At 68.4% G+C, this 13,971-nt stretch carries 15 protein-coding genes; 3 read left to right on the top strand and 12 right to left on the bottom strand.

Annotation, left to right across the window (positions count from 1 at the left end; all coding sequences use genetic code 11):
• Genes SBI80_RS11640 through SBI80_RS11665 form a run of 6 tightly spaced genes read right to left on the bottom strand, consistent with a single transcriptional unit; the run spans position 1 to position 5,353 of the window.
• Positions 1–747, bottom strand: coding sequence for an anti-sigma factor (locus SBI80_RS11640; protein WP_318974731.1), 747 nt, complete (start codon positions 745–747; stop codon positions 1–3).
• A complete protein-coding gene (locus SBI80_RS11645) occupies positions 744–1,319 on the bottom strand; it encodes a sigma-70 family RNA polymerase sigma factor (RefSeq protein ID WP_318975227.1) in 576 nt (191 codons plus the stop codon). Before SBI80_RS11645 ends, SBI80_RS11640 begins: the two co-directional genes overlap by 4 nt.
• A gap of 5 nt (positions 1,320–1,324) precedes the next feature.
• Entirely contained in the window at positions 1,325–2,110 is a 786-nt protein-coding gene (locus SBI80_RS11650) for a DUF1295 domain-containing protein (protein WP_318975229.1), read from the bottom strand.
• Entirely contained in the window at positions 2,107–3,378 is a 1,272-nt protein-coding gene (locus SBI80_RS11655) for a class I SAM-dependent methyltransferase (protein WP_318974732.1), read from the bottom strand. Before SBI80_RS11655 ends, SBI80_RS11650 begins: the two co-directional genes overlap by 4 nt.
• Positions 3,375–4,115 (bottom strand): DUF1365 domain-containing protein, encoded by a 741-nt coding sequence (locus SBI80_RS11660; protein ID WP_318974733.1) that lies wholly within the window; start codon positions 4,113–4,115, stop codon positions 3,375–3,377. Before SBI80_RS11660 ends, SBI80_RS11655 begins: the two co-directional genes overlap by 4 nt.
• Positions 4,109–5,353, bottom strand: coding sequence for an NAD(P)/FAD-dependent oxidoreductase (locus SBI80_RS11665; protein WP_413232712.1), 1,245 nt, complete (start codon positions 5,351–5,353; stop codon positions 4,109–4,111). The genes SBI80_RS11660 and SBI80_RS11665 overlap by 7 nt, the downstream gene beginning before the upstream one ends.
• A gap of 156 nt (positions 5,354–5,509) precedes the next feature.
• Here SBI80_RS11665 and SBI80_RS11670 point away from each other — a divergent pair, with 156 nt between their 5' ends.
• The 3 genes from SBI80_RS11670 to SBI80_RS11680 all read left to right on the top strand — a co-directional run bounded on the left by SBI80_RS11670 (position 5,510) and on the right by SBI80_RS11680 (position 9,168).
• The gene (locus SBI80_RS11670; protein WP_318974736.1) at positions 5,510–7,183 is read left to right on the top strand and encodes an amidohydrolase; all 1,674 of its coding nucleotides are present in this window, start codon (positions 5,510–5,512) and stop codon (positions 7,181–7,183) included.
• Positions 7,184–7,211: 28 nt separating this feature from the next.
• Positions 7,212–8,549 (top strand): APC family permease, encoded by a 1,338-nt coding sequence (locus SBI80_RS11675; protein WP_318974738.1) that lies wholly within the window; start codon positions 7,212–7,214, stop codon positions 8,547–8,549.
• Between the two features lie 193 nt (positions 8,550–8,742).
• Complete coding sequence (locus tag SBI80_RS11680) at positions 8,743–9,168, top strand: STAS domain-containing protein (RefSeq protein ID WP_318974740.1); 426 nt, start codon at positions 8,743–8,745, stop codon at positions 9,166–9,168.
• Here the strand turns inward: SBI80_RS11680 and SBI80_RS11685 are convergent.
• The 6 genes from SBI80_RS11685 to SBI80_RS11710 all read right to left on the bottom strand — a co-directional run bounded on the left by SBI80_RS11685 (position 9,154) and on the right by SBI80_RS11710 (position 13,947).
• On the bottom strand, positions 9,154–10,215 hold the full coding sequence (locus SBI80_RS11685; protein WP_318974742.1) for a poly-gamma-glutamate hydrolase family protein: 1,062 nt from the start codon (positions 10,213–10,215) through the stop codon (positions 9,154–9,156). The genes SBI80_RS11680 and SBI80_RS11685 overlap by 15 nt on opposite strands.
• A complete protein-coding gene (locus SBI80_RS11690; protein ID WP_318975230.1) occupies positions 10,216–11,409 on the bottom strand; it encodes an Nramp family divalent metal transporter in 1,194 nt (397 codons plus the stop codon).
• 124 nt (positions 11,410–11,533) lie between these two features.
• On the bottom strand, positions 11,534–11,734 hold the full coding sequence (locus SBI80_RS11695; protein WP_318974744.1) for a hypothetical protein: 201 nt from the start codon (positions 11,732–11,734) through the stop codon (positions 11,534–11,536).
• Between the two features lie 24 nt (positions 11,735–11,758).
• The gene (locus SBI80_RS11700) at positions 11,759–12,040 is read right to left on the bottom strand and encodes a hypothetical protein (RefSeq protein WP_318974745.1); all 282 of its coding nucleotides are present in this window, start codon (positions 12,038–12,040) and stop codon (positions 11,759–11,761) included.
• A 28-nt stretch (positions 12,041–12,068) separates the two neighbouring features.
• Positions 12,069–13,145, bottom strand: coding sequence for an NAD(P)H-dependent amine dehydrogenase family protein (locus SBI80_RS11705; protein WP_318974747.1), 1,077 nt, complete (start codon positions 13,143–13,145; stop codon positions 12,069–12,071).
• Between the two features lie 10 nt (positions 13,146–13,155).
• Positions 13,156–13,947, bottom strand: coding sequence for an SDR family oxidoreductase (locus SBI80_RS11710; RefSeq protein WP_318975231.1), 792 nt, complete (start codon positions 13,945–13,947; stop codon positions 13,156–13,158).
• Between the last annotated feature and the right edge of the window lie 24 nt (positions 13,948–13,971).

Raw genomic sequence — 13,971 nt, forward strand, 5'->3', positions numbered from 1 at the left:
TCAGATCAGCGGGAGTGAGGCGAAGGCCGGGGTGGTCGGACGCAGCGATCCGCCGCTGGGTTCGACGGTGAAGGCCAGCATCTTCGAGTCGCCGAGATCGGGCAGCACCGCCGTGGTGGACGGGGCGACGGCCCCGGCGTCCATGGTGCCCGCGGACTTGGGCCCTTCGGCTCCGACCAGCCACATCTGGTAGACGGTGCCCGGCTTGGGCGGCTCGACGTTGTTCATCACCAGCACTCCGGCATTGCGTTCGTGGGAGAACACCACCGTCGCCGTGCCGCCCGTCGGGATCTCCCCCGACACCGTCCGGACGTCCGGGGCGGAGAAGATCTGCTCGGCGGCGGCCTGCTTCGGCGCGGGCCGCAGCGCGAAACCCACTCCAAAAGTGCCGAGCCCGACGACGACGGCTGCCGCGGCGGCGAGCGCGATGGTGCGCCACCTGGTCGACTTGGGTTGCAACTCGACGACGTTGCTGGTCTCGGCACGGGAGCTGGTCTGGACGGGTTCGGCCCCCACGGCGACCAGCAGACGCTCGCGTACGTGGCCGGGCGGTTCGGTGGCGGTCGCCGCGGACACCTTGGCCATGGTCTCGCGTACGGCGCGCACCTCGGCGGCAAAGGCGATGGCTACCGAGGCGGGAACGTCGGCCAGCTGTCGGTCGACATCGTCGAGTTCGGGCTGCGGCATCGCGTGCAGGGCGTAGGGGGTAGCCAAGAGCATCAGGTCTTCGGCATTAGGCTCGGTCACGAGACCCCCAGACACTTGCGCAGGCCACGAATGCCGTCTCGCATCCGTGACTTAATGGTCGCAAGGTTCGCCGACAAACGCTCTGACACCTGGACATAGGTCAGGCCTTCGTAATACGCAAGCTGGAGGCATTCCCGCTGCGGATCGGTCAGCGAGCCCAGGCATTCCACGACTTGACGCTGCTCATCGAGCTGGATGACCGCCTCGGCGACCCGGTCTGCCGGCAGCTCGACGTTGGCGGCGCCGTAGCGCGAGTCCCGTTGACTGGCCGATTGCTCGGACCGCACGCGGTCCACCGCCCGGCGGTGGGCCAGCGTCAACAGCCAGGCGAGCGGCGATCCCGCCGACGGGTTGTAGTTGGCGGCGCCGCGCCATACCTGCAGGTAGACGTCCTGGGTGGTTTCCTCGCTGTACCCGGGATCGCGGAGCACGCGCAGCACCAAGCCGAAGACCCTGGCCCGGGTGTGGTCGTAGAACTCGGCAAACGCCTCGACGTCCTGTTCTGCCACCCGGCGCAGCAATGCGTCGAGATCGGCCGTCACGCCGCGAAGTGTACTACTGGGCAGGAGCAGGGTAGTCACGATGATCGACTTCGGGGTGGTCGCGGTACGAAGAACGATGTGCGCGACTGGTATTCACGAAAACCCGGGCGCTCGGCCATGATTCGCTCGGTCAGCCGGGCGCCGGTGGCGTACACCAGGAAATACGTCATCGCCACGGGGGAGAGCACCGTCGTCAGCGAGACCCACCCCGCGAGGCTCACCAGCCACAGCCCCCACCAGACCGCGGAATCGCCGAAGTAGTTCGGGTGGCGCGTCCACGACCAAAGTCCGCGGTCCATGATCTTGCCGTGGTTCTCGGAATCGGCCTTGAACTGCCGCAACTGGTGATCGCCGACGGCTTCGAACGACAACCCCAGCGCCCATGCGGCGACCCCGATGATCGCCACCGGCAGCAGAGCGGTAGGGGTGGGCCCAAGCGTGGCGGACAGTTGCAAGGGCAGGGAGATGAACCACGCCATGACCGCCTGAAGCAGAAAGATCTTGCGGAGCACGGTGACCGCTGAGAACTCTCCCTTCAGCAGTCGGTCGTAGCGCGGATCCTCGCCCTTGCCCGCCGACTTGCCAACCATGTGCCAGGCCAGCCGCAGTCCCCAGGGGGCCGTCAGCGCCAGCAGCAGCAGGCGGCGAACGAGGTCACCGTCGCCCAGCACGGCGGCGACGGCCGCCACCACGACGAAGCTCGCACCCCAGGCGACGTCGACGACGTTGTAGCGACCGATGCGGCGCCCGATGAGGAACGTCGCGCCATACACCAGGATCAGTGCCACCAGCGAGCCCGCGGTGACGGCGAGGAAGTTCACGGGGTGCCCGCCGGGGCGAAGGTCCACTGGTACACGTCGAGGTAGCCCGAGCGGAAGCCCGCTTCGGAGTAGGCCAGGTACAGCTCCCACATCCGTTGGAACACCTGGTCGAATCCCAGCGCCGACACCGCGTCCCGGCGGGAGTTGAAGCGCTCCCGCCATAGTCGCAGGGTCTCGGCGTAGTGCGGTCGCAGCGACAGCATGTCGACGGTGCGCAACCGGGTCTCGCGCTCGGTGATGCCGACGACGGCCTCCACTGATGGAATCAGCCCGCCGGGGAAGATGTACTTCTGAATCCACGTATACGTGTTGCGAGACTTGAGCATTCGATCATGTGGCATGGTGATCGCTTGGATCGTCACCCGGCCACCGGGTGAGACCAGCCGGTCGAGTGTCTGAAAGTACGTGGGCCAGAAGCGGTATCCGACGGCCTCGATCATCTCGACCGACACCACGGCGTCGAACCGGCCCTGGACTTCGCGGTAGTCCCTGAGCTCGATGGTCACCCGGTCGGACAGGCCGGCCGCGGCCACGCGCTGCCGGGCCAGTCGCTGCTGCTCAGCCGACAGCGTGATGGAGCGGACCACCGCGCCGCGGGAGGCTGCGCGAATGCACAGTTCACCCCAGCCGGTGCCGATCTCGAGGACACGGCTGCCCGGGCCGACACCGGCCGAGTCGAGCAACCGGTCGATCTTTCGATGCTGGGCAGCCTCGAGATCCGACCAGACGGGTTGCGAATCCTCGAACAGCGCGCTCGAATAGGTCATGGTGCGGTCGAGGAACTCGGCGAACAGATCGTTGGACAGATCGTAGTGCTCGGCGACGTTCTCCCGCGCCTGGGTCGGGCTGTTGAGCATCGTGTGTGGATGCCGCACCAGGGCCAGCGGCCGCAGCCATTGCAGCGCAGGGGGAACCAAGTCGGCGATCGAGTTGGCGAACGCCGTCAGCAGACCGGCGAGGTCCGCCGAACTCCATTCCCCGGCCATGTAGGACTCGCCGAAGCCGATGAGCCCCGACCGGCCGACGCGGCGGAACAGCGCGGCGGGACGGTGGATGTCCATCGTCGGCAACGTGGGATCGGCCGCCCCGACGACGGAACCGTCCGGATATCGCAGCCGCAGCGGCAAGCGCGCCGCAGCACGTCGCAGGAAGGACTCCGCCACCAGTGCCGTGGCCATGCTCACGGGTCCGCTCGGTACTCGCGCCACCGAGGGCCAAAGATCGACTTCCGCGGTGCTACGGCTGCTTCCGACGATTCTGGTGGTCATGACTGGCTGACCTTCTCCCTCTCCGGAGCTGGCACTCGCGGGACCACCGGGACCCGGCGGGCCCACAGCGTCACACCCTGCACCCGAATCCACAGCGCACCAGACAACGGTGCGACCGGTGCCACCATCTGCAATCGCAGGATGTTGGCGATCGATGCCTTGCAGCGCGCCCCCTCGAGGGTGGCGACGAAGGCGGGCTTGTTCTCGCGGTGCAGCGAGATCGTCACATCGAGTTCGGCATCGGGCAGCGGTGCACGCACCAGGTAGTAACCGTTGACCTGGTTGAACGGCGAGACGTAGAGGGCCTTCTTCACCGCGGCGGGCTGGTCGCCCGTCGGCGGCAGCAGGTAGGCGTGCCGATCACCGTAGGTGTTGTGCACTTCGGCGATGACGTGGCGCAGGACGCCCCGTGCGTCGTGACACCAGAAGATGCTCAGCGGGTTGAAGACGTAGCCGAGCACTCTGGCTTGCAGTAGGGCGGTGACGGTACCGCCCGGCAGTGTGACGCCCCGTTCGGCGAGGTAGTGGTCGACCCGCGTCCGCAGGGTGTCCTGACCGTCGGGTGGTGGTGAGAGATGATCGGCGGCTTCGAATCTGGCGAATGGCTGCAACCAGCGGGGCAGCCGGGGAAGGTCGTCGATGTCGACGTACCAGCTGTAACCCCGTTGCTCGAAGTAGTGGTGCACCGGTGCCCGGCGCAGGTGGGTGATCCTGGTGCGGTAGAGGGCCGTCAGCATGGCACCGTCTCCAGTGTCCTCGCGGTGGGCCACGTCGCGCCGAGCCGTTCCGCGGCCCGCAGGCCCGAGGCCGCACCGTCCTCGTGAAAGCCCCAACCGTGATAGGCGCCGGCGAAGACCAGGCGGTCTTCGTCGATGGTTGGCAGCAAGGCCTGCGCCGCAACGGATTCGGGGGTGTAGAGCGGATGCTCGTAGGTCATCTCCGCGATGACCGAGGCCGGGTCGACGCGATCGCGACCGCCGAGGGTCACCAGGAAGCGTTTCGGCCCGGCCAGTTTCATCAGCCGCGTGACGTCATACGTCACCAGTACCGCGTCGGTGTCGGAGGTGGCCAGGTAGTTCCAGGACGCCCGGGCCCTGCGATGTCGCGGCAGCAGCGACTCGTCGGTGTGCAGCTGAGCGTGGTTGGTGGAGTAGGCGATGGCGCCCAGCACCGCCCGCTGGGCACTGGAGGGCTTGGCCAGCATCTGCAGTGCCTGTGCCGGATGGGTGGCGACGACGGCAGCGTCGAAGTGCCGCGGTCCGGCGTCGCCGACGCAGATGCGCACCCCGTCGGGAACCCGCTCGAGCGCGCGCACCGGCGAGCGCAGCGATATCTCGTGAATGCCCGTGGCGATGGCGTCGACGTAGGTGGCGGAGCCACCGGCCACCGTCCGCCAGGTCGGCGAGCCGAACACCGACAGCATGCCGTGGTGGTGCAGGAACACGAACAGGTAGCGGGCGGGGTAGCGCATCGCGTCGCCGGGCGCGCAGGACCAGACCGCGGCCACCAGCGGCGTCAGGAAGTGGTCGACGAAGTACGCCGAGAAGCCCTGCTGCTCGACGAACGACCCGAGCGTCTCGCGTGAGTCGGGGTCCTCGAGCAGCCGTGTCGCCTCGCGGTGGAAGCGCTTGACCTCGGCCAGCATCCGTAGGTAGCGGGGTCTGGCGAGGTTCGATGCCGACGGGAAGAGCCCGCCGATGCCCTTCGCCCCCGCGTACTCCAGGCCGGTTGCGCCCACCCGGTCGTCACGTACCGACATGGACATGTCCGTGTCGACGGTCTCGATGCCCAGCTCGGCGAACAACTGGCACAGCGTGGGGTAGGTCCGGTCGTTGTGGACCAGGAAGGCCGAGTCCACGGCGACCTCGACTCCGTCGCCGCGGTCGACGACGTGGGTGTGCGCGTGGCCACCGAGCCGGTCGTCGGCCTCGAACAAGGTCACCCGATTGCGGGTCGACAACACGTGGGCTGCCATCAGCCCGGCGACACCGCTTCCGACGACGGCGACCGAGCGACCGGTGAGGTCTTCACGTTCCACGATCTCTATTCGGATCCGCCGACACGACGGATGGGTGTCGTTCCCCGCCGTTACGCATTGCGCATCGCTTGCGCCCGCGTAAGGTGCCAACCCGTGGCGAGAACGCTGTTTCACGACGGAACCGTGTGGACGGGCACCGCTGGATCGACTGGGGAGGCAGACGCCCTGCTCGTCGTCGACGGTGTCGTCGCGGCGGTGGGCGACGAGGCGAGGGCGTTGGCTGCCGAACATCCCGGCACGGCCGAGGTGGATCTGGAGGGCGGGTTCCTCATGCCGTCCTTCGGCGACGGGCACGCCCACCCGCTGCCCGGCGGTCTCGAATTCGTCGGACCCGCCGTGCGGCCCTGCAGTTCCGTGGAAGAGATCGTCGCCGAGGTACGCAAGTACGCCGAGGCGAATCCCGACCAGGAGTGGATCCTTGGCGCCTCCTACGACGGCAGCCTGGCCGAGGGCGGACTGTTCGACGCCCGCTGGCTGGACGAGGCGGTGCCCGATCGGCCGGTCGCCCTCCGGGCCTGGGACTACCACACGATGTGGGTGAACTCGGTGGCGCTGGAACGCGCCGGCATCACCGCCGACACCCCCGACCCGCCGCTCGGTGAGCTGCCGCGCCGGGCCGACGGTTCGGTGCTCGGCACGCTGCGCGAGTGGGGTGCGGTCGATCTGATCAACGCCGTCGCGCCGCCGCGCGATGAGGACGTCCGCATCGCCGCCCTCGGGACGGCCGCCGACTACTACCTGGCCAGAGGCGTGACCTGGGTGCAGGACGCCTGGGTCGAGCCCGGCGACGTCGACACATACGTCGAGGCAGCGCGCCGAGGCGCGCTGCGCATCAGGTTCAACCTCGCGCTCTACGCCGACCCGCGGCACTTCGACGAGCAGGTGCCGCACTTCGTCGAGGCCCGGCGCCGGGTGGACGAGGTGGGTTCGCCGTTCCTCACGGCGCAGACGGTGAAGTTCTTCGCCGACGGCGTGGTGGAGAACGAGACCGGCGCGCTGCTGGCCCCGTACTGCTCGGGGTTGCACGCGCACGGAGGGCAGGAGCAGAGCGACTCGGGAGAGCCATTCGGCATGACGGTGTGGGAGGGCGACAGCCTGGCCCAGGCCGCCCGCCGCGTCGACGAGCTCGGTTTGCAGATCCACATCCACGCCATCGGCGACGCCGCGGTGCGCCAGGCGCTGGACGCCATCCAGTATGCGATCGAGTCGAACGGCCCGCGGGATCGCCGGCCCGTGATCGCGCACGTGCAGCTGGTCGACGACGCCGACCTCGAGCGGTTCGCGAAGCTTGGCGTGATCCCCTGCATGCAACCGCTGTGGGCGCAGATGGACGCGCTGATGACGGTGCTGACCATCCCGCGTCTCGGCGCGGAACGCGCCGACAAGCAGTACCGCATGCGGACGCTGGCCGAATCGGGCGCACCGCTGGCGCTCGGATCGGACTGGCCGGTGTCCTCGGGCGCCCCGCTGGACGGCATCTCCATCGGGATATCGCGGCGGACCCCCGACGGCGAGCCCGAGGGCGGCTGGACGCCCGAGGAGGCACTGACCATCGAGAGCGCCCTGAGCGCCTATACCGCGGGGGTCGCCGAACAGGCCTTCGCCGAGGGCATCTGGGGCCGCCTGGTGCCTGGCGCCAGCGCCGATCTGGTGTGGCTCGAGCGCGACCCGCGCCGCGCGCCCGCCCTCGATCTGCCGAAGATCGGTATTCGGGGAACCTATCTGCGAGGCGAGCTGGGCAACCCGTTCAACTCCTCAGGGCAGTAACTCCATGGAACCCAAGGAAGGAAGAGCCATGTCGTCGACGACGTCGGTCGAGACCGAGGGCCACCTCAAACGCGCGCTCGGTGTACCCGCCCTGGTGCTGTTCGGCATGGTCTACATGGTGCCGCTCACGGTGTACACCACCTACGGCATCGTCACCCAGCTGACCGGTGGCCGGCTGTCGGTCGCGTACCTGGTGACGCTGGCCGCCATGGTGTTCACCGCCAGGTCCTACGCCAGGATGTCAGCGGCCTTCCCCGTCGCCGGCTCGACGTATGCCTATACCCAGCGCACGTTCGGGGCGCCGGTCGGCTTCCTGGCCGGCTGGTCGCTGCTGCTGGACTATCTCTTCCTGCCGATGCTCAACTACCTCGTCATCGGCATCTACCTGGAGGCGGCGATCCCGGCCGTGCCGGCCTGGGTGTTCGTCCTGGCGTCGATCGCGCTGGTGACGTTCCTCAACATCGTCGGCATCGTCTCGGTCGCCCGGGCCAACTTCCTGCTGTTGGCGGTGCAGATCATCTTCATCGTCGTGTTCCTGGTGATGTCGTTCATGACGATCAACAAGCTGGGCAGCGTCGACCTGATGGCGCCCTTCTCCGGTGACGGCACGACGGCGGGGGCCAGCCCCATCTTCGCGGGCGCGGCGATACTGTGCCTGTCGTTCCTCGGCTTCGACGCCGTCTCGACGCTGTCGGAGGAGGCGAAGGACCCGACCCGGAGCGTGCCCAAGGCGATCATGATCGCCACCGTCGTGTGCGGCCTCATCTTCTTCGGCCTGTCCTACGTCTCGCAGCTGGTGTTCCCGTCGAACCAGTTCGCCGACGTGGACTCGGGCTCGCTGGACGTGATGACTTCGGCCGGCGGCCAGTTCCTGAACACGTTCTTCACCGCGGCCTACATCGCGGGTGCCTTCGGCTCGGCGCTGACCTCCCAGGCGTCGGTGGCCCGGATCCTCTACGCGATGGGACGCGACGGCATCATGCCGCGCAAGGTCTTCGGCCACGTCTCGGCGAAGTTCTCCACGCCGACGTTCGCCATCCTGGTGGTGTCGGTGATCTCGCTGGCGGCCATCTGGATCAAGCTCGACTTCCTGGCCTCGATCGTGAGCTTCGGCGCGCTGGTGGCGTTCTCCGCGGTGAACCTGACCGTCATCAAGCACTACTTCGTCGACGAGGGCGAGAAGAACGTCATCAACAACCTGGTGCTACCGCTGATCGGCTTCGTCCTGACCGCGTGGCTGTGGACCAGTCTGTCCTGGCTCACGCTGGAGGTGGGCGTGATCTGGCTGGCGCTGGGCTTCCTCTGGCTGCTGGTCGTCACCAAGGGGTTCCAGCGTCCGACGCCCGTGTTGGCCCTCGAGGAGTAACGCTGTTTGCTGCGGAACTCCGCGGCAACGAAATCCGTCGCCGGTGGGCCCTCGCGGGTCGGAATTGACGTTGGAGTAGGAACTAATCCCTGTTTGCGATTCCGGACCTTGCCGTACGGATTTCGTTGTACCTTCCCCCTACGTCCAGAATCTGGCGGCCCTTCACCCATTCCTCGAGCTTCAGGGGGTGACGATGACACCCATTGGTACCTGCCGGGTCTACCGCCCGGATCCGACGTCCATCGGCGTCGACGAGCGATGGGGAGGGGCCGGGGTGAACACGAGTCGCGCCGGCGGTTGCCTGGTCCTGCGGGTCGACGGCGAGATCGACGCGAGCAATTCCGGACGGTTGGCCGACTACGTCGAACGGCACGCCGGCGTCGGGCGCTCCCTCGTCGTCGACACCAGTGCGGTCGACTTCTTCGGCGTGCCGGCGCTCGCGTCGCTGCACCGGGTCGACCGGTGCTGTCAGGACGGCGGCGTGGCCTGGCTGCTGGTCGCCGGACCAGCGCTCCGGCGGGTGATGCGCATCTGCGGAACCAAGGACCTGCCCCGCGCGCAGAGCGTGGAGTTGGCCCTCGCCCAGTTGGACCTGGCCCGCGCGTCAGTGCTGCACTGAGGGCCACGCACTTGCCGCCGCGGCCAGCCCCTCGACCAGCGCGGACGTCGCTGCACACAATCCGTCGTCGCCGACGGGTCCGCTGCGCGGGCTGATTCCGCGGACCCGAGGGGATAGTTCGAGCTGGGCGCCCCCGTGGCGGGCGCGGTTGACCGGGTTCTGCGGGTGCAGGCCGCGCAGCTCGCGGGGGATGTCGCCGAGCGTCGTGATGACCTCGTAGCCGGGCACCGCCACGTGTGCGGCCAGGTGGTCGGCCAGCGCCCGGTTGGCGCCGCCGGCCAGCAGCTGCATGGTGCGGCCGACCCTGCCGTAACCGTGCAGCGACACCACCACGTCGACGTGGTCGAGGAAGGCATCGAGGCGTGCGGACTCACCGGCCACGTACGCCGAGGACGGCAGGTGGTGTGGATAGTTCTCGGGGTGGCACACGGCATACACCGACGCGTCCGCGGCCAGCGCCGCCCGCTCGGCGATCACGTCGGTCATCCGCTCCAAACCGCCACCGTGGATGGCGAGGAACCCGAAGCGGGATCGCAGCGTCATGTCATCGGTCACGTCGGGCCGCGACAGCAGCTCCGAAAGCGATTGCGGCGCAGCCAGAGTCGTAGGTTCGAGCTTGCGCGGCCAGTGCACCGGATCCCACCGCCGCAGGAAGTCCAGCCAGCGCGGGGGCAGGCCGTGATGCATGGCGCCGTCGATGATCCGCTCGAGGTAGCCCTCCCGCGGGGCACCGGCCTCGACGCGGTGGTCCACGTAGACCCAGGCCTCCCGCGGGCTCTCGGCGGTCCGGACCGTCAACCAGTCCCGGCGGTAGCGCACGGGGACGCCCTCCGCGCTGTCGAGTACTGCCAGGTCGCGATCGCTGATCTGCCACAGCACGCCGTGTACCTCGGCACCGGGTAACGGCTCCACCGTCGCGACGCCGCGCTCGTTGATCAGCCAGTCGTGGTCGGCCAGTGTCGCTGGGCGCGGATCGATGGCGTCGGGGCAGCGCCGCGCCATCTGTGTCACGTTCAGGTTCGACCCGTACGCGAAGTAGGGCTGCATTCAGCCGGTGACCGTCAGGTAGATGAGTCCCACGTTCAGCACACTAATGATGGCCGCGACGGTCCACCCGAGTGCGGTGGTGACGGGATGGTTGGCATCCCCGCCCATCAGCACCTTGTTGCTGGTCAGGCGAATCAGCGGCACCAACGCGAACGGGATGCCGAACGACAGCACCACCTGCGAGAGCACCAGCGCTCGGCTGGGGTCGACGCCGATGGCGAGCACGACGAGCGCCGGGATCAGGGTGATCAGGCGGCGCAGCAGCAGCGGGTAGGACCTGCGCAGCAGACCCTCCATGATCATCGCGCCGGCGTAGGCGCCCACCGACGTCGAGGCCAGCCCCGAGGCCAGCAGACCGATCGCGAAGAACAGTGCGACGGTGTGGCCCAACGAGTTCTGCACCGCGGAGTAGGCACCCTCGATCGAATGGGTGTCGCCCATGCCGCGCAGGTTGGTGGCGGCGACGAGCAGCATGGCGAGGTTGACCGCGCCGGCGACCAGCATCGCCAGGCCGACGTCGTAGCGGGTGGCCCGCAGCAGGCGCCGCCGGGGCGCCCCGGCATCGGGCCGGCCGTGCCGGTCGCGGGCCAGCGCTGAGTGCAGGTATACCGCGTGCGGCATGACGGTAGCGCCGAGCATCGCGGTCGCGAGCAGCACGCTCTCCGGGCCCTGGAACCGTGGAACCAGCCCGCCGATCACGTCACCCACCGGTGGCGGTTCGACGAACAGGCTGGTCAGGAATCCGATGGCGATGACGAGCAGCAGGCCGCCGATGACCCGTTCGAACATCCCCTGGCCGCGCCGGTTCTGCACGGCCAACAGCAGCATCGACACCACCCCGGTGATGATGCCGCCGACGAGCAGCGGCAGATCGAAGAGCAGGTAGAGCGCGATTGCGCCGCCTACCACCTCCGCGAGATCGGTTGCCATGGCGACCAATTCGGCCTGCGCCCAGTACGCGATCCTGGTGCGGGTGCGCGAGGTATCGGCCACTGCCTCGGGCAGCGTGCGCCCGGTGACCAGCCCGAGCTTGGCCGAAAGGTACTGCACCAACCCCGCCATCACGTTGGCCACGACGATGACCCACACCAGCAGGAACCCGTACTGCGCACCGGCGCTGACGTTGGCGGCGACGTTGCCGGGATCGACGTAGGCGATCGCCGCGACGAAGGCGGGTCCGAGGAGCATCGCCATGGCGCGCTGCGGCGTCTTGATCGCGATCGACAACTGGGTCCTCTCTATCCGGATGGGCGAATAGAAAAGTTAGGTTAACCGAAACTGCAGTTGGGAGCCAGTGAAGGCCTGCGAGGGGCCGGCGTCACCAGGGCAGTGCGACCACGAATCCGCCGTACGGCCACCACGGATCGTTCCTGCTGGCCGGGGGAGAGGTGGTGATCTGGGTATGTCCGGGGGTCTCGCATTGCGTCGTCGTCGGTCCGGTCTTGGTGCACTGCGGTGCGGCGGCGGCCGATGGCGCCAGCAGCATGGTGCCCGTCAGTCCGGTGACTACGAGAGCCATTGCTGCGCATCGCATTTCAGTGGCCTACCGAACCGGACCGCCGCCGATGATGAGGGCGGGTCCGTAGAACTCGTCATCCCAGGGGTAGGACCAGGTGGGGACGTCGGGCGCCTGGGCCGAGATCTGCACGTTCCCGGGCGTCTGGCACTGGGTGATGCCGGTGCCGGTCGTGCCGCCGAGACCCGCGCTGGTGCAGGTGGGATCGTTGGCGATCTCTTGCGGGTCCGCCGCCGCGGTGGGCGCCGCGATGATGGCCAGGGCGGCGGGCGCCGCGAGCATCGTCCCGATCAGTTTCCGCGTCCGCATGGCAAGCCCCCGTTACGTCATTCGACAGTCAACGTGCAGCGTACAGCCCTGATCCGGTGACGAGGGGCAAGTCGAGCGTGGTGCGGATGCCCGGTGGGGCGGCGACCACCTCGGGGATCGCATTGACCACCCGGGCGGCGGTCGCGACGAGTCCGGCATGGTTGTGATCCCCGTTCGGACTGCTCAGTCGCAGGTCGACGATGTAGCTGGGTTCGCCGGTGATCTCGATGCGGTACGAACCGCCCTGCTGTGCGGGTTGGGGCCAATCCGGCTGCAGGTCGTCGCGCGTGCGGGTGACGTGTTCGAGCACCACGACGGGCTTGCCGCCGACCATGCCGCGCACCTCGAAGCGCAACGCGGCCGCGGTTCCCCTGGCGATGTGCCCCGACGCGATCTCGAAGTCCTCCGGGGCGGGTTCGCGGACATGGGTCTCGGTGACCTCGTCCAGCGAGATGCCAAGGCCCGCTGCGAGTTGTCGGACCACCGATCCCCACGCCAGGCTCAGCACACCCGGTTGCAGCAGCATCGGGATCTCGTCGAGGGGCTTGCCGAACCCCATCACGTCGAACATCACGGTCGAGCTGTCGTAGGTGTCGTAGTTGATGATCTCCATGCAGCGCACCTGCTCGATGCTCTGGCACGTGCCCGCGAGCGCCAGCGGCAGCAGGTCGTTGGCGAAACCGGGGTCGATGCCGTTGACGAACAGGCTTGACCGGCCGTCTCGCGCCGCCTCCTGGATGGGCGCGATCATCTCGTCGGGCAGCGTGCCCCACGGATACTGCAGGAACACCGCGGCACTGGCGACGACGTTGACCCCCGCGGCCAGGATGCGGCGATAGTCCTCCAGCGCCTCGCCGAGGCGGTTGTCGGCCATCGCGGTGTAGACCACGCACTCGGGTTCCGCCGCGAGGATTGCCTCCAGATCGGTGGTGGCGATGATGTCCGTCGAAACGTCCAGTCCGGCAAGCTCTCCGGCGTCCTTGCCGGCCTTGGACCCCGACGACACCCACACGCCGGTGAGTTCGAACCGGGCATCGTCGATCAGCTGGGTCAGCGCGTGCTTGCCGACGTTGCCGGTGCCGATCGCGGCGACTTTGATGGGCATTCCTAGGTCCTCACAGATCGGGGATGGGCATGTCGAAGTTGGGGTGGGTGAGGCCGCCATCGACCTCGAGGGTCTTGCCGGTGACGTAGCCCGCCGCCGGGGACGCGAGATAGACGGCGGCAGCGGCGATGTCGAGCGGATCGCCGAGCCGGCGCATGGGCGTGGCCTGCTCCATCGGCTTGCGCAGTTCGTCGTTGCTGGCCAGTACGTCCAGCGCAGAGGTGAGGATCGACCCCGGGGCGATGGCGTTGACCCGGATGCGAGGGGCGAGGTCCAGCGCCGAGAGTCGGGTGTAGTGCGCCAGGGCAGCCTTCGCGGTGCCGTAGGCGGCGAATCCGCGACCGGACAGCCGGCCCATGGTCGAGGTGACGTTGATGATGCTGCCGCCGCCGGAGTGCTCGAGCATCAGGGGAACGGCGGCGAGGGTGAGCGCATGGGCCGTAGCGACGTTGAACGTGAACGCGTCGCGCAGGTCCTTGGTCGAGGTGTCCAGCAGCGCGCCCGGCATGGTGCCGCCGACGTTGTTGACGACGACGTCTAGTCGGCCGAACGCCTCGACGGCCGCTGCGGCCAGCGTGGCTGTGTCGTCGGGCCGCGCCAGGTCGGCAACCACCACGTGCGCCCGGCGCCCGGCGCCCCGGATCTGCTCGGCGACCTCGTCGAGCTGGGATCGCGTGCGTGCGGCGACCAGCACGTCGGCACCGGCTTCGGCAAGGGCCAGGGCCATCGCGGCACCGAGTCCGCGGCCGGCACCGGTGACGACGGCGACCTGACCGTCGAGTCTGAATCTGTCGAGGATCACGTGCGCCGACATTACTAGAACACG

It is taken from the genome of Mycolicibacterium sichuanense, assembly GCF_033741125.1.
Lineage (GTDB): Bacteria > Actinomycetota > Actinomycetes > Mycobacteriales > Mycobacteriaceae > Mycobacterium.